We start from the raw sequence: 24,014 nt of genomic DNA on the forward strand, positions 1-24,014 counted from the left end.
TCGGTGTGCTCCGGCGCGCCCTGCGACCACGCCTGCCCACACTTTCGGAGGTACCCCCATGTCCCGTCGCGATGGCGACACCCTTCCCCTGACAGCCGCCCAGCGCGAGATCTGGCTCGCCGAACAGCGGTCCCGGAACCCGATCCCGGGCTACCGCGTCGGTGAGTGCCTGGAGATCCACGGGCCGGTGGACCGGGAGCTGTTCGAGACCGCGGTGCGCCGGGTGGTCCACGAGGTCGACGCCCTGCACGTGAGCTTCCTCGACGACGGCGAGGGCCCGCGCCAGGTCCTCCGGGAGAGTTGGGACTGGGCGCCGGCGCACCTCGACCTCAGCGGGGAGCCCGACTCCCGTGCGGCGGCCCGGGAGTGGATGGAACGCGACCTGCTGCGCCCGCTGGACCTCTCCCGCGACCCGCTGTTCGGGCACGCGCTGATCCGGCTGTCACCGACCGAGTACCTCTGGTACCTGAACTACCACCACGTGGTGCTGGACGCGCTGAGCAGCTCGCTGGTCCGGCAGCGGGTCGGCGAGGTGTACTCGGCGCTGGCCGGGGGCGGCGCCGTGCCGCCGTGCCCGTTCGGTTCGCTGCGGGACCTGGTCGACAGCGACGCCGCCTACCGCTCGTCCGCGGACTTCGCCGCCGACCGCGCCTACTGGACGGAGCGGTTCGCGGACCGGCCCGCCCCCACCCGGCTCACCGGCGCCTCCCCGACCGACCCCAACCTCGCCCTCCGGCTGGCCGAGGAACGGGAACTGCGGCGCCCGGACGCCCTGCGGGCGGCGGCCGGCCGGGTCGGCGTCCGGTGGTCCCGGCTGCTGATCGCGGCGACGGCGCTCTACGCTCACCGGCTGACCGGCGCCCAGGACGTGGTGCTCGCCCTGCCCGTCACCGCCCGCCGGGGCGCCGACCGCGACCTGATGGCCGTGCCCGGCACGATGTCCAACGTGGTGCCGCTGCGGATGACGGTGCGGCCGGACATGTCGTGGCGCGAGCTCGTCGCCCAGACGGCACGGGAGGTCGAGGCGGCCGTCGCGCACGAGCGCTACCGCAGTGAGGACCTGCTGCGCGACCTCGGTGCGCCCGGCGGCATCGGGACGGCGTTCCCGCTGATCGTCAACATCATGGCCTTCAACTCCAGGCCGAGCTTCGCCGGGCACCCCGCCTCCGTGCACCACTTCGTGTCGGGCTCGACCACCGACCTGGCGGTCTGGGTGTTCGACTACCGGGACGGCAACCCCCCGCTGCTCAGGCTCCACGGAGCACCGCAGGCGTACGGCGACGACGACCTCACCGCGCACCAGCAGCGGCTGCTCCTGCTGCTCGACACCCTCGCGGACCGCGACCCGGACGACCTGGTGGGCCGGATCGAGCTGCTCACGGCCGAGGAACACGGCGAGCTGGCGGCCGTCGGCAGCGGGCCGGCGGCGGCGGTCCCGGCCCCGAGCCTGCCGGAGCTGTTCCGGGAGCACGTGCGGGCGACCCCGGACCTCGTCGCGCTGGTCTGCGGGGACGTCTCGCTGACGTACGCGGAGCTGGACGCGTGCGCGAACCGGCTGGCGCACGCCCTGATCGCCCGCGGCGCCGGGCCGGAGCGGCTGGTGGCGGTGGCGCTGCCGCGCTCGGCCGAGCTGGTGGTGGCGATCCTCGCGGTGCTGAAGACCGGCGCGGCGTACGTCCCGGTCGACCCGGAGTACCCGGCCGCCCGGATCGGGTACCTGCTCGACGACGCGCGGCCGACGCTGCTGGTGACCGACGCCCGCAGCGGCGAGCGGCTGCCCGAGGCGGGCCCCGTCGACCGGCTGGTGCTTGACACCGCCGACCTGGACGCGCTGCCGGATACGGACCCGAGGGTGGCCGTCGATCCGGCACACCCGGCGTACGTCATCCACACCTCCGGCTCCACCGGCCGGCCCAAGGGCGTGCTGCCGACGTACGGCGGCCTGCTGAACCTGCTCACCGACCACCGGCAGGCCATGTTCCGGCCGGTGCTCGACGGACGGCAGCGGCTGCGGGTCGCGCTGACCACGTCGGTGTCCTTCGACGCCTCCCTGAACCAGCTGCTCGCCCTGTTCGGGGGCCACGAGCTGCACGTCCTGGACCACGCGACCTGGACCGACCCGGACGCCTTCGTCGGCTACGCCGCGCGCTGCGGGCTCGACTACATCGAGGCCACCCCGTCCTACCTCCGGGTCCTGGTCACGCACGGGCTGTTGAGCGATCCGCAGTGGCGGCCGACGCTGGTCGCGGCGGGCGGCGAGGCCGTCCCCGAGCAGCTCTGGGCGGACCTGCGGGAGGCCGGAGGGGTTCGCGGACTCAACCTCTACGGGCCGTCCGAGTGCACGGTCAACTCGGTGGTCGCGCCGGTGGGTTCGAGCCCGCGCCCGGTCATCGGCCAACCCGTCACCAACGCCCGGCTGCACGTGCTCGACGGCGCCCTGCGGCCACTGCCGACCGGCGTGCCGGGTGAGTTGTACATCGCGGGCGCGGGACTGGCCCGCGGCTACCTCAACCGGCCGGGCTTGACCGCCGGGCGCTTCGTGGCGAACCCGTTCGGGCCGTCCGGATCGCGGATGTACCGCACCGGGGACCTGGTGTGCTGGAACCCGGACGGGAACCTGGAGTTCCTCGGCCGCACCGACGACCAGGTCAAGATTCGCGGCTTCCGGGTCGAGCTCGGCGAGATCGAGGCCGTGCTCGCCGAACACCCCCAGGTCGCCCGGGCCGCCGTGACGGTGCGCAACGAGGAGGAACCCCGGCTGGTCGCCTACGCCGTTCCCGCGGCGGGGCAGGTCGTCCAGCCGGACGACCTGCGGGCCCGGCTGCGCGAGCGGCTGCCGGAGTACATGGTGCCGTCGGCGTTCGTGGTCCTGGACGTACTGCCGCTGACGCCGAACGGCAAGCTGGACCGCCGGGCCCTCCCCGCGCCCGAGTCACAGCCCGCCACGCCGGGCCGTGCCCCGCGCACCGCGACCGAGCACCTGCTCGTCGGGCTGTTCGCCGAGGTCCTCGGGGTGTCCGAGCCCGGCTTGGACGACAGCTTCTTCGACCTCGGCGGGCACTCGCTGCTGGCCACCCGGCTGGTCGCCCGGGCGCGGACGACCCTCGGCGTGGAACTGCGGCTGGGCGACCTGTTCGACGCGCCGACGGCGGCGGAGCTGGCGGCGGCGGTGGACGCCGCCGGCCGGGCACGGCCGGCCCTGGGACGGCGGGAGCGGCCGGGGACGGTCCCGCTGTCCTTCGCGCAGCGCCGGCTCTGGTTCCTGCACCGCATGGAGGGCCCGAGCGCCACGTACAACATCCCGCTGACGCTGCGGCTGTCCGGAGAGCTGGACCAGCGGGCCCTGGCGGACGCCCTCGCGGACCTGGTCGAGCGGCACGAGAGCCTGCGCACGGTGTTTCCGGCGGTCGACGGCGTGCCGTACCAGCGGGTACTGGACCCCGACGCGGCCCGGCCGCGGCTGCGGATGACCGAGGTCGGCGAGCGTGACCTGCCGGACCGGCTGGCCGAGGCGGCCCGGCGCGCATTCGACCTCGCCGCGGAGCCGCCGCTGCACGCCGAACTGTTCCGGCTGGGACGGGAGGAGCACGTGCTCCTCCTGGTGGTGCACCACATCGCCGGTGACGGCTGGTCGACGGGGCCGCTCTCGCAGGACCTGACGACCGCCTACGCGGCCCGCGCCGAGGGCGCGAAACCGGACTGGGCGCCGCTGCCCGTCCAGTACGCCGACTACGCCCTGTGGCAGCGGGACCTGCTCGGCGACGGCTCGGACCCGGACAGCCTGCTGAACGGTCAACTCGCCTACTGGCGCGCGCAGCTGGCGGACCTGCCCGAGCAGGTGGAGCTGCCGTTCGACCGGCCCCGGCCGACGGCGATGTCCTACCGGGGCGCCCAGCTGCCGGTGCGGATCGACGCCGAGCTGCACCAGGGCCTGCGCGCGCTCGCCCGGGACGGCGGGGCCAGCCTGTTCATGGTGCTCCAGGCCGGGCTGGCCGCGCTGCTGGGCAAGCTCGGCGCCGGTACCGATGTCCCGATCGGAACGCCGATCGCCGGACGCACCGACGAGGCGCTGGACGACCTGGTCGGCTTCTTCGTCAACACCCTGGTGCTGCGCACCGACCTGTCGGGCGACCCGTCCTTCACCGAACTGCTCGGCCGGGTGCGCGCCGACGCGCTCGCCGCGTACGCGCACCAGGACGTGCCGTTCGAGCAGTTGGTGGAGGCACTGAACCCGTCCCGGACGCTGGCGCACCACCCGCTGTTCCAGACCATGCTCGCCCTGCAGAACGCTCCGCTCGGCGCGTTCGAGCTGCCGGGGCTGCGGGTGGCGACCGATCTGGTCCAGACCGGGACGGCCAAGTGCGACCTGACCTTCGTCCTGGCCGAGCAGCCCGACGGCCTCTCGGGCGTCCTGGAGTACAGCACCGACCTGTTCGACGAGGCCACCGCCGCCGGGATCGTCGAGCGGTGGCTGCGACTGCTGCGGGCCGTGGCCGCCGACCCCGGCCGGCGGATCGGCCGGGTGGACGTGCTGTCCGCCGACGAGCTGAGCGCGCTGCTCCCGGACGGCGGAGGCCTCGGCGCGCAGGCGCCGGAGAGCAGCATCACCGCGCTGTTCGAGCGGCAGGTCCGGGCGAACCCGGCCGCGGTCGCGCTCACGGACGGCGAAACCAGCCTGACGTACGGCGAGTTGAACGCCCGGGCCAACCGGCTGGCGCACGCCCTGATCGGCCGGGGCGTGGGGCCGGAGCGGCTGGTGGCGGTGACGCTGCCGCGCTCGGCCGAGCTGGTGGTCGCGATCCTCGCGGTGCTCAAGGCCGGCGCCGCGTACGTGCCGGTGGACCCGGAGTACCCCGCGGCCCGGATCTCCTACCTGCTCCAGGACGCCCGGCCCGCGCTGCTCGTGACGACCGGCCGGACCGGCGACCTGCCCGGAGCGGACGGCGTGGACCGGCTGCTGCTGGACACCGCCGACCTGGACGGACAGCCGGACACCGACCCGGAGGTCGCGGTCGACCCCGCCCACCCCGCCTACGTCATCCACACCTCCGGCTCCACCGGCGACCCCAAGGGCGTCGTGGTCCCGCACCGGAACGTGGTGCGGCTGTTCGACACCACCCGGGAACTGTTCGGCTTCTCCGCCGAGGACGTCTGGACGCTCTTCCACTCCTACGCCTTCGACTTCTCGGTGTGGGAGCTGTGGGGCGCGCTGCTGCACGGCGGCCGGCTGGTGGTCGTGGACCACGAGACCAGCCGCTCGCCCGGCCGCTTCCTGGAACTGCTCGCCCGCGAGCGGGTGACCGTGCTCAACCAGACGCCGTCCGCCTTCCACCAGCTGATCCAGGCGGACGCCGAGGCGCCCGGGACCGGCCGTGAACTCGCCCTGCGCACGGTGGTGTTCGGCGGCGAGGCGCTGGAGCCCGCCCGCCTCGCGAGCTGGTACGAGCGGCACCCGGACGACGCGCCGCGGCTGGTCAACATGTACGGCATCACCGAGACCACGGTGCACGTCACCCACGCGGCACTCGACCGGTCCGGTACCCCGGCCGGCCAGATCGGCACGGCGATCCCGGACCTGCGGGCGTACGTGCTCGACGGCGGTCTGTGCCCGGTCGCCCCGGGCGTCGCGGGCGAGCTGTACGTCGCGGGCGCGGGCCTGGCGCGCGGCTACCTGAACCGGCCGGGTCTGACGTCCGGGCGGTTCGTGGCCGACCCGTTCGGGCCGGCCGGCTCCCGGATGTACCGCAGCGGCGACGTGGTGCGCCGGGCGGCGGACGGCAGCCTGCGCTACGTCGGTCGGGCCGACCAGCAGGTGAAGGTGCGCGGCTTCCGGATCGAGCTCGGCGAGATCGAGGCGGCCCTCGCCGCGCACCCCGGCGTCGCCCAGGTCGCCGTGCTGGCCCGGCAGGACCGCGCCGACGACACCCGGCTGGTCGCCTACCTGGTGCCCGCCACCGGCACCGCACCGCGCGCGGCCGACCTGCGCGCGCACCTGGCCGGGCGGCTGCCCGAGCACATGCTGCCGTCGGCCTTCGTGGTGCTGGACGCGCTGCCACTGACCGCCAACGGCAAGCTGGACCGCCGGGCCCTGCCCGCTCCCGACCTCGCCCCCGCGGGCACCGGCCGCGCGCCGCGCACCCCGCAGGAGCAGGTCCTGTGCGAGCTGTTCGCCGAGGTCCTCGGCGCGACCTCGGTCGGCGTCGAGGACGGCTTCTTCGACCTGGGCGGGCACTCGCTGCTGGCCACCCGGCTGGCCGCCCGGATCCGCGCGACGCTCGGCGTGGAAATGCCGCTGCGGACCCTGTTCGAGTCGCCGACCCCGGCCGGCCTGGCCGCCGCCCTGGCGGCGGCCGGACCGGCTCAGGCCGCCCTGGTACGGCGCGAGCGCCCCGAGGTGATCCCGCTGTCGTTCGCGCAGCGGCGGCTGTGGTTCCTGCACCAGCTGGAGGGCGCCGGCGCCAACTACCACATCTCCCTGGCCTGGCGGCTGTCCGGGGCCCTGGACCGGCGGGCCCTGGAGGCCGCCCTGGCGGACGTGGCCGGGCGGCACGAGAGCCTGCGGACCGTCTTCCCGGCCGTCGACGGCGTCCCGTACCAGCAGGTGCTGGACGTCGCGGCGGCCCGCCCGCGGCTGCTCGTGAGCCGGACCACCGAGGCCGAGCTGCCCGCCCTGATGGCGGCGGCGAAGGACCGGCCGTTCGACCTGGCGGGCGATGCGCCGCTGCGGGTCGACCTGTTCGAGCTGGCGCCGGACGAGCACGTGCTCCAGCTGGTGCTCCACCACATCGCGGGTGACGGCTGGTCGCTGGGCCCGCTCACGCAGGACCTGACCGCCGCCTACGCCGCGCGCTGCCGCGGCGAGGAACCGCAGTGGGAGGAACTGCAGGTCCAGTACGCCGACTACACCCTCTGGCAGCACGAGCTGCTCGGTGGATCCGCCGAGCCGGACAGCCTGCTCGCCCGCCAGGCGGCCTACTGGACACGGCAGTTGGCCGATCTCCCGGAGCGGATCCAGCTGCCCGCCGACCGGCCCCGCCCGGCGGTCGCCTCGCACCGGGGCGGCTTCGTGCACGTCGGACTGGACGCGGAGCTGCACCGCGGTCTGCGTGAGCTCGCCCGGGAACACGGCACCAGTCTGTTCATGGTCCTCCAGGCCGGACTGGCGACACTGCTGAGCAAGCTCGGCGCGGGCGACGACATCCCGGTCGGCAGCCCGGTCGCCGGCCGGACCGACCAGGCACTGGACGAGCTGGTCGGCTACTTCGTCAACACCCTGGTCTTCCGCACCGACACCTCGGGCGATCCGACCTTCGCCGAGCTGCTGGCGCGGGTCCGGGACACCTCGCTGGCCGGGTACGCCCACCAGGACCTGCCGTTCGAGCACCTGGTCGAAGCCCTCAACCCGGCGCGGTCGCTGGCGCACCACCCGTTGTTCCAGGTGATGCTGGCGCTGCAGAACGCGCCCCGGGCCGACTTCGCCCCGCCCGGGCTGCACGTCGACGACATGCCCCTGGCGACGACCACCGCCAAACTCGACCTGATCTTCACCATGTCCGAGCGGCAGGCGCGGGACGGTTCCCCGGAGGGAATCGACGGGATCGTCGAGTACGCCGACGACCTCTACGACCCGGCCACCGTCGAGACGATGTTCGGGCGCCTGGAGCGACTTCTCCGCGCCGCGGTCGCCGACCCGCAGCGGCGGCTGAGCCGGTACGGCCTTCTCTCCGCGGAGGAGCGCGATGAGCTGACGGCACTGGGCACCGGACCGGAGGTGGAGCTTCCGGCCGCGAGCGTGCCGGAGCTGTTCCGGGCACAGGTGCGGGCGACGCCGGACCTGGTGGCCTTGGTGTGCGGTGACGTCTCGCTGACGTACGAGGAGTTGGACGAGCGGGCGAACCGGTTGGCGCACGCCCTGATCGTGCGGGGCGCGGGGCCGGAGCGGCTGGTGGCGGTGGCCCTGCCGAGGTCGGCCGAGCTGGTGGTGGCGATCCTCGCGGTGCTCAAGACCGGGGCGGCCTACGTCCCGGTCGATCCCGAGTACCCGGCCACGCGGATCGGGCACATGATGGACGACGCCGGCCCGGTCCTGGTGGTGACCGATGCCCGGACCCGGGACCGGCTGCCGGAGGCCCGCCCGGCCGGGTGGCTGGTGCTCGACGACCCGGCGACAGCCGCGCTGGTGGCCGACTGCCCCGCGACGGACCCCCTGGTGGCCGTCGAACCGAGGCACCCGGCCTACGTGATCTACACCTCCGGCTCCACCGGCCGGCCCAAGGGCGTGGTGTCGACCCACGGCGGCCTGCTCAACCTGTTCGTCAGCCAGCGTCCGCTGCTGTTCCCCCGGGGGACGAAGGAGCGGCTGCGGATCGGGCTGACCACCTCGGTGTCCTTCGACGCCTCTTGCGACCAGCTGTCCAGCCTGTACGCGGGCCACGAGCTGCACGTCCTGGACGAGGCGACCTGGTCCGACCCGGACGCCTTCGTCGACTACGTCAAGCGCGCCGGCCTGGACTACGTCAACGCCACCCCGTCCTATCTGCAAGTGCTCGTCGGACGGGGGCTCCTGGACGACCCGGGGCGCCGTCCCGCGGTGGTCTCGATGGGCGGGGAGGCCGTTCCGGACCAGCTGTGGGAGCGGCTGCGGGCCGTCGACCGCGTGTCCTGCCTGAACTACTACGGGCCGTCCGAATGCACGGTGGACGCCGTCGTCGCACCGCTGGAATCGAGTCCGCGCCCGGTGATCGGCCGGCCGCTCGGGGGTATCCGGCTGTACGTCCTCGACAGCACGCTGCAGCCCGTGCCCGCGGGCGTGGCGGGTGAGCTGTACCTCGCCGGCGCGGGCCTGGCCCGCGGCTACCTGAACCGGCCGGCGCTCACCGCGGCACGGTTCGTGGCGGACCCGTTCGGTCCGCGCGGTACGCAGATGTACCGCACCGGCGACCTGGTGCGCTGGGGCGCCGACCGGAACCTGGAGTTCCTCGGCCGGACCGACGACCAGGTCAAGGTGCGCGGCTTCCGGATCGAACTCGGCGAGATCGAGGCGGCATTGGCGGAACATCCGCAGGTCGCCCAGGTCGCGGTGACCGTCCGGGAGGACCGCGCAGGGGACGTGCGGCTGGTCGCCTACCCGGTGGCCGTCGCCGGGGCGGAACTCCGGCCGGACGAGCTGCGGGCCCACCTGCGCGAGCGACTGCCGGACTACATGGTCCCGGCTGCCTTCGTGCCCCTGGGGAGCCTGCCGCTGACCGCCACCGGCAAGCTGGACCGGCGCGCGCTGCCCGCACCCGCCCACACCGCGCCGAGGACCGGCAGGGCCCCGCGCACCCCGCAGGAACACGTCCTCGCAGAGGTGTTCGCCGAGGTGCTGGGCGTGGCCGAGGTCGGGGTCGACGACGACTTCTTCGAGCTCGGCGGACACTCGCTGCTGGCGACCCGGCTGGTGGCCCGGGCGCGTGCCACCCTGGGCGTCGAACTGGAACTGCGCAGCCTGTTCGAGACGCCGACGGTGGCCGGGGTGGCCGCCGGACTCGGCCGAGCCGGCCAGGCGCGGCTCGCGCTGCGCCACGCTGACCGGCCCGACCGGGTCCCGCTGTCCTTCGCGCAGCGCCGGCTGTGGTTCCTGGACCAGTTGGAGGGCGCCGGTTCGGTCTACAACATGCCGCTGGCGTGGCGGCTCTCCGGCCCGCTGGACCGGACGGCCCTGGAGGAGGCGCTGGCTGACGTCGTCAACCGGCACGAGAGCCTGCGCACGGTCTACCCGCAGGTCGACGGGGTGCCGTACCAGGACGTGCTGGACGCGCGGACGGTCCGGCCGCAGCTGCCGGTCACCAGGACCGGCGGGACGGACCTGCCGGAGCTGCTGGTGGCGGCCGCGGCGCGCGGATTCGACCTCGCCACCGAACCACCCCTGCGTGCCGAGCTGTTCGAGACGGCACCGGACGAGCACGTGCTGCTGGTGGTGGTCCACCACATCGCCGGTGACGGCTGGTCGCTGGGCCCGTTGTCGACCGACCTGGCCACCGCGTACGCGGCGCGCTGCCGGGGCGAGGAACCGCAGTGGGCGCCGCTGCCCGTCCAGTACGCCGACTACACCCTGTGGCACCACCAGCTGCTTGGCGACGCGGCCGACCAGGACAGCCTGTTCGCCCGCCAGACGGCCTACTGGACACGGACGCTGGCGGACCTGCCCGAGCAGATCCGGCTTCCCGTCGACCGCCATCGCCCCTCCGCACCCTCATATGCCGGCGGCCACCTCGCGATCGACCTGGACGCGGAACTGCACGGCGCACTGGTGCGCCTGGGCCGGGAGCACGGGGCCAGCGTCTACATGGTGCTGCAGGCCGCGCTGGCGGCGGTGCTGGACAAGCTCGGCGCGGGCGACGACATCCCGGTCGGCAGCCTGATCGCCGGCCGGACGGACCAGGCGCTGGACGACCTCGTCGGCTTCTTCGTCAACACCCTGGTGCTGCGGACCGACACCTCGGGCGACCCGTCGTTCGCCGAGCTGCTGGGCCGGGTCCGGGAGGACGCGCTCGGCGCGTACGCCCACCAGGACCTGCCGTTCGAGCACGTCGTCGAGGCCCTCAACCCGTCCCGGTCGCTCGCCCGTCAGCCGCTGTTCCAGGTGCTGCTCGCGCTGCAGAACGTGCCCCGCACGGAGTTCGAGCTGAGCGGTCTGGGCGCCGAGATCCTCCTGGTCCGCACGCCCACGGCGATGTTCGACCTCGGCTTCCACCTGCTGGAGCGCGGCGGCACCGGCGGGCCGGCCGAGGGCATCGTCGGGCGGGTCGAGTACAGCACCGACCTGTTCGAGCACACCACGGTGGAGGCGCTGGTCGCCCGGTGGCTGCGCCTGCTGGCGGCGGTGGTCGCCGAGCCGGACCGGCCGCTGAGCCGGATCGACGTCCTCACCGCCGAGGAGCGGCACGAGCTGCTGGTGGCGCGCAACGACACCGCCCGACCGGTTCCCGCCGACGGCCTGCCGGCCCTCTTCGAGGCGCAGGTCCGGGCGACCCCGCAGGCCCCGGCGGTGGTGTTCGAGGACACCGTGCTGACGTACCGCGAGCTGAACCGCCGGGCCAACCGCCTGGCGCACGCGCTGATCGCGCGCGGGGTGGGGCCGGAGCAGGTCGTCGCCCTGCGGCTGCCGCGCTCCGCCGAGCTGGTGGTCGCCGTCCTCGCCGTGCTCAAGACGGGCGCGGCGTACCTGCCGATCGACCCGGACTACCCGGCCGCCCGCATCGCGTACATGCTGGAGGACGCCCGGCCGGCCGTCGTCCTGGACGACCTCGCGGCCGTCACCCCGGCAGAGGAGTGGCCGGAGCACGACCCGGCCGTCGCCGTGGACGCGCGGCACCCGGCCTACGTCATCTACACCTCCGGCTCCACCGGCCGGCCCAAGGCCGTGGTGATGCCCGCCGCAGGGCTGCTGAACCTGCTGGCGTGGCACCACGAGGCCGTCGGCGGCGAACCCGGCACCCGCACCGCGCAGTTCACCGCGATCAGCTTCGACGTCTCGGTGCAGGAGGTGCTCTCCGCGCTGCTGTACGGCAAGACCCTGGTCGTGCCGACCGAGGAGCAGCGCCGCAGCGCCGAGCTGTTCGCGCACTGGCTCGACCGGCACCGGGTCGCCGAGCTGTTCGCACCCAACCTGGTGGTCGAGGCGCTGGCCGAGGCCGCCGAGGAGGCCGGGCTGGAGCTGCCGAGTCTGCGGCTGGTCGCGCAGGCCGGTGAGGCGATGCGGCTCGGCGGCGCGGTGCGCCGCTTCCAGGCCCGCCGCCCGGGCCGGACGCTGCACAACCACTACGGGCCTGCCGAGACCCATGTGATCACCGCTTTCCCGCTGCCGGCCGACCCCGCCGACTGCCCGCTTCCGGTGCCGATCGGCCGTCCGATCGACAACTGCCGGGCGTACGTGCTGGATCCGGCCCTGCGGCCGGTCGCCCCCGGCGTGACGGGTGAGCTGTACCTGGCCGGGGCGGGGCTGGCCCGCGGCTACCTGAACCGGCCCGGGCTCACCGCCACGCGGTTCGTCGCGAACCCGTACGGCCCGGCGGGCGCGCTGATGTACCGCACCGGTGACCTGGTCAGGTGGTCGGCCGACGGCGAGCTGGAGTTCGCGGGCCGGGTGGACCACCAGGTGAAGGTGCGCGGCTTCCGGGTCGAGCCCGGCGAGATCGAGGCGGAGCTGGCCGCGCACCCGGGCGTGGCCCAGGTCGCGGTGCTCGCCCGCGAGGACCGGCCGGGCGAGACCCGGATCGTCGCGTACGCGGTGGCCTCGACGCAGGACCCGGCCACCGCGGCGGCACTGGCGGCGTACCTGCGCGAGCGGCTGCCGGACCACCTGGTGCCGTCGGCCTTCGTGCTCCTGGACGCACTGCCGCTGACGCCGAACGGGAAGCTGGACCGCGCGGCGCTGCCCGCCCCCGACCTCGGCCCGGCCGGAGCCGGGCGCGCGCCGCGCACCCCGCAGGAGCAGATCCTGTGCGAGCTGTTCGCCGAGGTCCTGGGCGTGCCGCGGGTCGGGGTCGACGACGACTTCTTCGACCTGGGCGGGCACTCCCTGCTCGCCACCCGCCTGATGTCGCGGGTCCGGGCGACCCTCGGCGTCGAGCTGGAGCTGCGCCGCCTGTTCCGGACGCCGACGCCCGCCGGGCTCGCGGCCGGGCTGAACGGCGCGGGCACCGCGCGGCAGGCCCTGGTGCCCCGGCCGCGCCGTGAGCCGATGCCGCTGTCGTTCGCCCAGCGCAGGCTCTGGTTCCTCCAGCAGTTCGGCGCACCGAGTGCCACCTACCACCTGCCGCTGGCCCTGCGGCTGTCCGGCCGCCTCGACCGGGCCGCCCTGGGCGCCGCGCTGGTGGACGTGGTGGCCCGGCACGAGACCCTGCGCACGGTCTTCCCGCACACCGGCGGAGTCCCGCACCAGCGGGTGCTGGAGGCCGCCGAGGCCGTCGTCCCGCTGACGGCGCGCGCGGCCGGCGAGGCGGAGCTGCCGGCTCTGCTGCGCGAGGCGGCGGTGCGCGGCTTCGACCTGACCTCGGACGTGCCGCTGCGGGCCGAGCTGTTCGCGGTCGCGCCGGACGAGCACGTGCTGCTGCTGGTGATGCACCACATCGCCGGCGACGGCTGGTCGATGGACCCGCTGGCCCACGACCTCGCCACCGCCTACGCCACCCGGCAGGGCGGCGGGACACCCGCGTGGCCGCCGCTGCCGGTGACCTACGGCGACTACACCCTGTGGCAGCGCGAGATCCTCGGCGACGAGCACGACGCGGGCAGCGTGTTCGCCCGCCAGATCGGCTACTGGACCGAGGCGCTGGCCGGGCTGCCCGACCAGCTGCAACTGCCCGCCGACCGGCCGCGCCCGGCCGCCATGACCTACGGCGGCGACCTGCTGGACATCCGGATCGACGCCGAACTGCACGCCGCCCTGGTGGAGTTGGCGCGGCGATCGGGTGCGACGCTGTTCATGGTGCTGCAGGCGGCGCTGGCGGCGCTGTACACGCGGTTGGGCGCGGGGACGGACATCGCGATCGGGAGCCCGATCGCGGGGCGCACGGACGAGGCGCTGGACGACCTCGTCGGGTTCTTCGTCAACACGCTGGTGCTGCGCACGGACACCGGCGGTGATCCGTCGTTCGCCGAGCTGGTGGGGCGGGTGCGGGAGACGGCGCTGGAGGCGTTCGGGCACCAGGACGTGCCGTTCGAGCACCTGGTGGAGGCACTGAACCCGTCCCGGTCGCTGTCGTACCACCCGCTGTTCCAGACCGGGCTGGTCGTGCAGAACGCGCCGGGCGGCGACTTCGAACTCCCCGGCCTCCGGGTCTCCGGAGTGGCAGTGCCCACCGGGACTTCGCGGCTCGACCTGACCTTCGGCCTCGCGGAGGAGTACGGGCCCGGCGGCGCGCCGGCCGGGCTCGGCGGCGCGGTCGAGTACAGCACCGACCTGTTCGACCGCACGACGGTCGAGACGTTGGTCGCCCGCTGGACCAGGTTGCTGGCCGCGGTCGCCGCGGCTCCGGACCGGCGGATCGGCGGGATCGACCTGCTGTCCGCCGAGGAGAGCGGCGAGCTGCTCCCCGCCGTGGAGGAGGGGGAGGCCGCGGCGAGCCTGCCGGCGCTGTTCGCGGCGCGGGTGGCGGCGGCACCGGATGCGGTCGCGCTGGTCTCCGGCGGTGTCGAGCTGACGTACCGTCAGTTGGACTCCCGGGCGAACCGGTTCGCGCATGCCCTGATCGCCCGGGGTGTGGGTGCGGAGCAGTTGGTGGCGGTGGCGCTGCCGCGGTCGGTGGAGTCGGTGGTGGCCGTCCTGGGTGTGTTGAAGGCCGGGGCGGCGTACCTGCCGGTGGATCCGGCGTACCCGAAGGCGCGGATCGCGTTCATGCTGGAGGACGCCCGTCCGGCGCTGGTGGTCGACGATCCGGCGCTGGTGTCCGAGGGCGACTGGCCGGACACCGATCCGGTGGTCGTGCCCGACGTCCGGCACCCGGCGTACGTGATCTACACCTCGGGCTCGACCGGCCGCCCCAAGGGCGTGGTGGTGAGCCACAGCGGCGTGTCGGGCCTGGTGGCGGCGCAGGTCGAGCGGCTTGGCGTGGCACCCGGCAGCCGGGTGCTCCAGTTCGCCTCGCCCAGCTTCGACGCGTCGTTCTGGGACCTGTGCAGCGCCCTGCTCAGCGGTGCCGCCCTCGTCCTGGCCCCGGCGGACGCCCCGCTGGAGGCGCTGACGGACCACCGGCTCGGCGTCACCCATGTGACGCTGCCGCCCTCGGCCCTGGCCGCGCTGGACGGCGCCGAGCTCACGGCCACCACCCTGGTGGTGGCGGGTGAGGCCTGCCCGCCGGAGCTGGTGGCGCGCTGGGCGCCCGGGCGGCGGATGGTCAACGCGTACGGTCCGACGGAGACGACGGTGTGCGCGACGATGAGCGCCCCGCTGGCGGCGGGCTCGGGCGTGCCGCCGATCGGCCGGCCGGTCGCGGGCTTCCGGGTGTACGTGCTGGACGAGCGGCTCTGCCTGGTGCCGCCGGGCGTGGCGGGGGAGCTGTACGTCGCGGGGCCGGGGCTGGCGCGCGGCTATCTGGACCGGCCGGGCCTGACGGCGGGGCGGTTCGTCGCCTGCCCGTTCGGGGCGGTCGGCGAGCGGATGTACCGCACCGGGGACGTGGTGCGCCGCCGGGCCGACGGGGAGCTGGAGTACGTCGGCCGCGCCGACGACCAGGTGAAGGTCCGTGGCTTCCGGGTCGAACTCGGCGAGATCGAGGCGGCCCTGGCGGGGCACTCCGCCGTCGCGCAGTCCGCGGTCCTGGCCCAGGACGACCGGCTCGTCGGCTACGTCACGGCTCGTCCGGGCACGACCGTCCGTCCGGCGGAGTTGGCGGCGTACCTGCGTGAGCGCCTGCCGGACTACCTGGTGCCGTCGGCGTTCGTGCTGCTGGAGGCGCTGCCGCTGACGCCGAACGGGAAGTTGGACCGGGCCGCGCTGCCCGCGCCCGAGGACGTGACCACGGCTGTGGGACGGGCACCGCGCACCCCGCAGGAGCAGGTCCTGTGCGAGCTGTTCGCCGAGGTGCTGGGTCGCCCGCAGGTCGGGATCGACGACGACTTCTTCGACCTCGGCGGGCACTCGCTGCTCGCCACCCGGCTGGCCGCCAGGGTGCGCTCGGTGCTCGGCGTGGAGCTGGGGCTGCGCGCGCTGTTCCAGGAGCCCACGGTGGCGGGTCTGGCCGGGTCGTTGACGGAGGCTGGCAACGCCCGCCCGGCGCTGACCGCGCGGGAGCGGCCGGAGGCCGTACCGCTGTCCTTCGCCCAGCGCCGGCTCTGGTTCCTGCACCGCATGGACGGTGCGGCCGCGACCTACCACATCCCGCTGGCGCTCCAGCTGACCGGGACGCTCGACCGGGCGGCGCTGGACGAGGCGCTGGCCGACGTGGTGGCCCGGCACGAGAGCCTGCGGACGGTGTTCCCGGAGGTGGGCGGCGTCCCGTGCCAGCGGGTCCTGGACCCGGCGGAGGCCCGGCCCCGGGCCGGGTTGACCGAGGTCTCGCAGGCCGAGCTGCACCACCGGCTCGCCGAGTTCGCCCGGCGGCCCTTCGACCTGGCGGCGGAGCCGCCGCTGCGGGCGGAGCTGTTCGCGGTGGCGCCGGACGAGCACGTGCTGCTGCTGGTGATGCACCACATCGCCGGTGACGGCTGGTCGACCGGCCCGCTGGCCCGCGACCTGGCCGAGGCGTACGCCGCCCGGAGCGAGGGCCGTGCGCCGAGTCGGTCGAACCCGCCGGTGCAGTACGCCGACTACACGCTCTGGCAGCGCGACCTGCTCGGCGACGCAGCCGACCCGCAGAGCCGGTTCGCCGAGCAGCTCGGCTACTGGAAGCGCCAGCTGTCCGACCTGCCGGAGCTGCTCCGGCTGCCCGCCGACCGGCCGCGGCCGGCCGTCGCGGGCTGGCACGGGGACCACGTCGGCCTGGAGCTGAGCCCCGAACTGCACGCCGCTCTGACCGAGCTGGCGCGGAACACCGGCACCAGTCTGTTCATGGTGCTGCAGGCGGCGCTGGCGGCGCTGTACACGCGGCTGGGCGCGGGGACGGACATCCCGATCGGGAGCCCGATCGCGGGCCGTACCGACGAGGGGTTGGACGACCTGGTCGGGTTCTTCGTGAACACGCTGGTGCTGCGCACCGACACCAGCGGTGATCCGAGCTTCGCCGAGCTGCTCGGGCGGGTGCGGGAGACGGCGCTGTCGGCGTACGCCCACCAGGACGTGCCCTTCGAGCACCTGGTGGAGGCGCTGAACCCGTCCCGCTCGCTGTCCCACCACCCCCTGTTCCAGACCATCCTGGCCGTGCAGAACGCCCCGATGGGCCGGTTCTCGCTGCCGGGCCTGGAGGTGGCCACCTACGCGGTGGCCACCGGAACCGCCAAGTTCGACCTCGGGGTGAGCCTCGTCGAGCGGTTCGGCCCCGACGGCAGCCCGGACGGGATCGTCGGCGCGGCGGAGTACGCCACCGACCTGTTCGACCGTTCGACGGTCGAGGCCCTCGTGCGGCGCTGGACGCTCCTGCTGGAGGCGGTCACCGCCGACCCGGACCGGTCGATCGGGGGGATCGACCTCCTCGACTCCGACGAGCGGCACCGGCTGCTGGAACGGGGCAACGCGACCGCCCGCGAGGTGGGCGCCGTCCCGGTGCCGCAGGCCTTCGCGGCGCAGGTGGCGGCGACGCCGAACGCGGTCGCCCTCGTCCGCGGCGACGTCGGGTTGACGTACCGGGAGTTGAACGCGCGGGCGAACCGGTTCGCTCACGCGCTGATCGCCCGGGGGGTGGGCCCGGAGCAGCTGGTGGCGGTGGCCCTGCCGCGCTCGGTGGAGGCGGTGGTCGCGGTCCTGGGCGTCCTGAAGGCCGGGGCGGCGTACCTGCCGGTGGATCCGGTGTACCCGCAGGCGCGGATCGACTTCATGCTGGCGGACGCCCGCCCGGCGCTGATGGTCGACGACGCCGCCATGGTGGCCGAGGGCGACTGGCCGGACACCGACCCGGACGTCGCACTCGACGTCCGGCACCCGGCCTACGTGATCTACACCTCGGGCTCGACCGGCCGCCCCAAGGGTGTCGTGGTCCCCCACGGTGGTGTCGCGAGCCTGGTCGCCGCCCAGATCGAGCGGTTCGCGATCGAACCCGGCAGCAGGGTGCTCCAGTTCGCCTCGCCCAGCTTCGACGCCTCGGTGTCGGAGATCTACACCGCGCTGCTGCGCGGCGCGGCCCTGGTACTGCCCCCGGCGGCGGACCCGGTGGCCGCGCTGACCGACCCGGGCCTGGCGGCCACCCACGCGACCGTGCCGCCGTCCGTCCTGGCCGCCGTGCCGGAAGGCTCGGTGGCGGTGTCGACACTGGTCGTGGCGGGGGAGGCCTGCCCGCCGGAGCTGGTGGTCCGGTGGGCGCCGGGGCGGCGGATGATCAACGCGTACGGTCCGACCGAGACGACGGTGTGCGCGACCATGAGCGACCCGCTGTCCCCGGGGGCGGGCGTACCGCCGATCGGTCGGCCGATCGCCAACGCCCGGGTGTACGTGCTGGACGACCGGCTGCGGCCGGTGCCGCCCGGCGTTCCCGGCGAGCTCTACGTCGCGGGCGCGGGTCTGGCCCGCGGTTACCTGAACCGGCCGCGCCTGACGGCCGGACGGTTCGTCGCCTGCCCGTTCGGCCCAGCCGGTGCTCGGATGTACCGCACCGGCGACCTGGTCCGCTGGCTCGGCGACGGGCAGCTGGAGTACGTCGGCCGCGCGGACGATCAGGTGAAGGTGCGCGGTTTCCGGGTCGAGCCCGGCGAGGTCGAGACGGCCCTGGCCGAGCACCCGGCCGTCGCCCGGGCCGCGGTCCTCGCCCAGGACGACCGGCTCATCGGCTACGTCGTCCCCCGCCAGGAGGAGGCCCGCGACAGCGCCCTGGAAGCGGACCACGTGGGCGAGTGGCAGGACATCTACGACGCCCTGCCCATCGCTCCCGAGGACGCCGGCTTCGGCCAGAACTTCGTGGGCTGGAACAGCAGTTACGACGCGAGCCCGATCCCCGTCGAGCAGATGCGGGAGTGGCGGGACGCCACCGTCGCCCGCATCCTGGCCCTGCGCCCCCGCCGGGTGCTGGAGGTCGGCGTCGGCACCGGTCTGCTGCTCTCGCAGATCGCACCGCACTGCGAGACGTACTGGGCGACCGACTTCTCCGCCACCGCGATCGAGGCGCTCACCGCCCAGGTGGCCGGGCAGGAGGACCTGGCCGGGCGCGTGGTGCTGCAGACCCGCCCGGCGCACGACACCGACGGGCTCCCGGCCGGGGAGTTCGACACCATCGTGATCAACTCGGTGGTGCAGTACTTCCCGTCCGCCGAGTACCTCGCCGACGTGATCGGGAAGCTGATGGGGCTGCTCGCCCCCGGCGGCGCGCTCTTCGTCGGCGACGTCCGCAACCTGCGACTGCTGCGTCCGCTGGCCACCGCCGTCCAGCTCCACCGGGTCGGCGAAGGTGCGGACCTCACGGCGGTGCGCCGCACGGTGGAGCAGGCCCTGCGGGTGGAGAAGGAGCTCCTGGTCGACCCGGACTTCTTCACCGCCCTGCGGGAGCACGGTACGGACATCGGCACGACGGCCGTCGAGGTCAAGCGCGGCCGCCACCACAACGAGCTGACCCGCTACCGCTACGACGTGACGCTGCACAAGCCGCCGGTCACCCCGACGGCTCCGGAGCGGTCCGTCGAGCTGGCGTGGGGGCGGCAGGTCGCCGGGCCGGCCGAACTGCGCGAGCTGCTCGCCCGGCCGTCCGGCGGAGTGCTGCGGATCACGGGGGTGCCGAACCGCCGCGTGACGCGGGAAGCCGCTCTGGCCCGGGCCGTGCAGAACGGGGACGGCTCGCTCGCCGAGCTGCTGGAACGGATGCACGCCCCGGAGGACGGCGGCCTCCCCGATCCGGAGGACTTCCACGCCCTCGGGTCGGAGTTCGGCCGCTCGACGGCCGTCACCTGGTCGGCCACCGCGGCGGACGCCGTGGACGTCGTCTTCACCGACCCCCGGGCGCTCCACGGCTCCCCGGTCGAGGCGTACCGGCCGGCCCGGGCCACGGGATCGTCGCTGTCCTCGCTGACCAACCGCCTGACCGGCAACCGGGGCGCCGGCGCCCTCCTGGGCGAACTCCGCGACTGGCTGCGGGACCGGCTGCCCGACTACCTGGTCCCCTCGGCGTTCGTGGCGCTGGAGGCGCTGCCGCTGACGGCCAATGGCAAGCTCGACCGCCGCGCGCTGCCCGCACCGGACCTCGGCCCGGTCGCGGCCGGACGGGCGCCGCGCACCCCGCAGGAGCAGCTCCTCGCCGAGCTGTTCGCCGAGGTGCTCGGCCTGGCCCAGGTCGGCGTCGACGACAGCTTCTTCGACCTGGGCGGGCACTCGCTGCTGGCGACCCGCCTGGCCTCCCGGGTCCGGGCGGTCCTCGGCGCGGAGCTGGAGGTCCGGACGCTGTTCGAGACCCCGACCGTGGCCGGGCTGGCCGCCGGCCTGGAGGGCTCCGGAGCTGCGCGGCCCGCACTGACCGCCCAGGCCCGCCCCGACCGGGTGCCGCTCTCCTTCGCCCAGCGCCGCCTGTGGTTCCTGCACCGGATGGACGGGCCGAGCGCCACCTACAACATGCCGCTCGCGCTCAGCCTGACCGGCGAACTGGACCGCCCGGCCCTGCACGCCGCGCTCGCGGACGTGGTCGCCCGGCACGAGAGCCTGCGGACGGTCTTCCGCGAGATCGACGGCGTGCCGTACCAGGTCGTGCTGAGCGCCGCTCAGGCGCGCCCCGCACTGCCGGTGATGGAGATCGACGAGAGCGCACTGGCCGAACGGCTGGCGGAGACGGCCCGGCGCGGCTTCGACCTGGCCGCGGAGCCGCCCATCCGGGCGGAGCTGTACGCGCTCGCCCCCGACCGGCACGCGCTGCTGGTCGTGGTGCACCACATCGCCGCCGACGGCTGGTCGATGGGCCCGCTCTCCGGTGACCTCGCCGCGGCCTACGCGGCCCGCTGCCGGGGCGAGGCCCCGCAGTGGTCCCCGCTGCCGGTGCAGTACGCCGACTACAGCGCCTGGCAGCGCGACCTGCTCGGGGACGCCGCCGACCCGGACAGCCTGTTCGCCCGGCAACTGGCCTACTGGAAGGACGAGCTGGCCGGCGTCCCGCAACAGCTGCAGCTGCCCGCCGACCGGCCGCGGCCGCCGGTGGCCTCCCAGCGGGGCGACCGGGTCGCGGTCCGGCTGGACGCCGACCTGCACCAGGCCCTGCGGGACCTGGCCGCCGCGCGCGGCGCCAGCATGTTCATGGTGCTCCAGGCCGGACTCGCGGCCCTGCTCACCCGGCTCGGCGCCGGCACGGACATCCCGGTCGGCAGCCCGATCGCCGGCCGTACCGACCAGGCGCTGGACGAGCTCGTCGGCTTCTTCGTCAACACCCTGGTGCTGCGCACCGACACCGGCGGGGACCCCGGCTTCGCCGAACTGCTCGGCCGGGTCCGGCAGAAGGCGCTCAGCGCGTACGACCACCAGGACGTGCCGTTCGAGTACCTGGTCGAGGTGGTCAACCCCGCGCGGTCGCTGGCCCACCACCCGCTGTTCCAGATCATGCTGGCCCTGCAGAACGCGCCGCTCGGCGAGTTCGCCCTGCCCGGCCTGGAGACCGGCCACCTGGAGGCGCCGACCGGGACCGCGCGGGTCGACCTGACCTTCAGCCTGGCCGAGCAGTTCCGCCCGGACGGGGCCCCCGACGGCCTGGTCGGCGCCGTGGAGTACGCCACCGACCTGTTCGACGCGCCCACCGTGGAGCTGCTGTTCGAGCGCCTGGCCCGTCTGCTGCGCGCGGCCGTCGCCGACCCCGACCGGCCGATCAGCCGGATCGACATCATGCCCGTCGAGGAACGCCGCCGACTGCTCGCCGGCTCCAACGGTGCCGCGGCCGAGCTGCCCCGGGCCGCGGTGCCGGAGCTGTTCGCCCGCCAGGTGCGGGCCACCCCGGAGGCGGTCGCGGTCGTGGCCGGCGGCACCGAGCTGACCTACGCGGAGCTCGACCAGCGGGCCGGACGCCTGGCGCGGGCGCTGATCCGCCAGGGCGTACGGCCGGAGACGCCGGTCGCGGTCATGCTGGACCGCTCGGCGGAGCTGGTCGTGGCGATCCTGGCGATCATCAAGGCCGGCGGCGCCTACGTGCCGCTGGACTCGCGCTTCCCCTCCTCCCGGATCGACCTGATCCTGCGGGAGAGTGGGGCCGCCCTGGTGCTCACCCGGGAGGTGCTCACCGCACTGGTGCGGTCCGAGGCCGCCGATCCGTCCGACGTCGAAGTCCCCTGTGAACCAGGGCAGTTGGCGTACATCATGTACACCTCCGGCTCGACCGGTCGACCGAAGGGCGTGGCCGTCACCCACCGTGACGTGGCGGGCCTCGCCCTGTCCCCCGAATGGCGGCGCGGTGGACACGAGCGGGTGCTGATGCACTCCCCGACGGCCTTCGACCTCTCGACCTACGAGCTCTGGGTGCCGCTGCTCAACGGCGGCCGGGTCGTCGTCGCCCCGCCGGAGCAGCTCGACCTCGACCTGCTCCAGCACACGATCGCCTCGAACGGGGTGACCGGACTGTGGCTCACGGCCGGACTGTTCCGCCTGGTCGCCGAGGAGCGCCCGGGCCTGCTCGCCGGGGTGCGCGAGGTGTGGACCGGCGGCGACGTGGTCTCCCCGGCCGCCGTCGCCCGGGTGCTGGCGGCCTGCCCCGGCATCGCGGTGGTCAACGGCTACGGGCCCACCGAGGCCACCACCCTGGCCACCTGGCACCCGGTGGGCGACCTCCCCGAACACGCCGCGACCGTGCCGATCGGCCGGCCGATGGCGAACACGCGCGCCTACGTGCTCGACGACCGGCTGCGCCCGATGCCGACCGGCATGGTCGGCGAGCTGTACCTCGCGGGGACGGGCGTGGCCCGCGGCTACCTCGGGCGGGCCGGCCTGACGGCGGAGCGCTTCACCGCCGACCCGTACGGGCCGTCCGGCAGCCGGATGTACCGCACCGGCGACCTCGCGTCGTGGCGGACCGACGGCGCGCTGGACTTCGCCGGACGCGCCGACCACCAGGTCAAGCTGCGCGGCCTGCGGATCGAGCCCGGCGAGATCGAGGCCGTCCTGGCGGGCTGCCCGGGCGTCCTCCAGGCGGCCGTGGTCGCCCGCGAGGACCGGCCGGGCGACAAGCGCCTGGTCGCCTACCTGGTGCCCGCCCCCGAGGGCGCGCCCGAGGCGGCCGAGCTGTCCGGCCGGCTGCGCCGCGACCTGCCCGACTACATGGTGCCGGCGGCGTTCGTCACCCTGGACGCGCTGCCGCTGACCGCCAACGGCAAGCTCGACCGGGCCGCCCTGCCCGCCCCCGAGTACGGGGCCTCGGATGCCGGACGCGGACCCCGGACGCCGCAGGAGCAGTTGCTGTGCGGTCTCGTCGCCGAGGTCCTCGGCCGGGAGCAGGTGAGCATCGACGACAACTTCTTCGACCTGGGCGGGCACTCGCTGCTGGCCGCCCGCCTGGCCTCCCGCGTCCGCGAGACGCTCGGCCTGGAGTTGGGCCTGCGCATGCTGTTCGAGGCGCCGACCGTGGCCGGTCTCACCGAGCGCCTGGTCATGGACAATCCCGACGACGCGTTGGACGTGGTGCTGCCGCTGCGTTCGACCGGGACCGGCACACCGCTGTTCTGCGTCCACCCCGGCGGCGGCATCAGCTGGTCGTACAGCGGACTGCTGAACCACCTCGGCCCGCAGCACCCGGTCTACGCCATCCAGGCACGCGGCCTCGGCCGGCCCGAACCCCTGCCGACGTCCTACGAGGAGATGGCGGCCGACTACGCCGACCAGATCCAGAAGATCCAGCCGGAGGGCCCCTACCTGCTCCTCGGCTGGTCCGCCGGTGGGCTGATCGCCCACGCGCTCGCCTGCGAGCTGCAGTCGCGCGGCGAACGGACCGCACTGCTGGCGATCCTCGACGCCTACCCGGTGAAGGACGTGCAGTTCGCGGAGGTGCCGGTGCCCACCGTGCGCGACGTGCTCGTCGGGGTGCTCGACGTCGACCCGGACGAGCTGGGCGACCAGGAGATCACCTACGCCGAGGTTGCCGAGGTCCTGAACCGGCGGGGCAGCGCGCTGGCCGGCCTGAACGAGCGACAGATCGAGGTGATCGTCGAGATCATGATCAACAACGCCAAGCTGGCGGTCGACTTCGTCCCCGGCAGGTTCGGCGGAGACCTGCTGCTGTTCAACTCCACGATCGACCGGGCCGAGGACAACGCGGGGCCCGCAATCTGGCGCCCGTACGTCGCCGGCCGGATCGAATCCCACGAGATCACCACCCGGCACGACCGGATGACCCAAGCCGGCTCGCTCGCCCAGATCGGGCCGATCCTGGCCGCCAGGATCACCGAGACGACCGGCGACACCGACGGCACCACCACCCTTTCCCACCAGGAGGACTGAC

The 24,014-nt window shown here is 74.6% G+C and carries 1 protein-coding gene; it reads left to right on the forward strand.

Going from position 1 to position 24,014, the window contains the following annotated elements; all coding sequences use genetic code 11:
- Window positions 1-58 precede the first annotated feature (58 nt).
- Window positions 59-24,013: a non-ribosomal peptide synthase/polyketide synthase gene (locus tag ACIO9K_RS36415; RefSeq protein WP_400336168.1), complete on the forward strand. Its 23,955-nt coding sequence runs from the start codon at window positions 59-61 to the stop codon at window positions 24,011-24,013.
- Window position 24,014 lies beyond the last annotated feature (1 nt).

The organism is Kitasatospora sp. NPDC087271, from assembly GCF_044744605.1.
GTDB lineage: Bacteria > Actinomycetota > Actinomycetes > Streptomycetales > Streptomycetaceae > Kitasatospora.

Coding starts and splice junctions, on each gene's coding strand:
- ACIO9K_RS36415 (WP_400336168.1), top strand. CDS start 59: ATGTCCCGTCGCGATGGCGACACCCTTCCCCTGACAGCCGCCCAGCGC.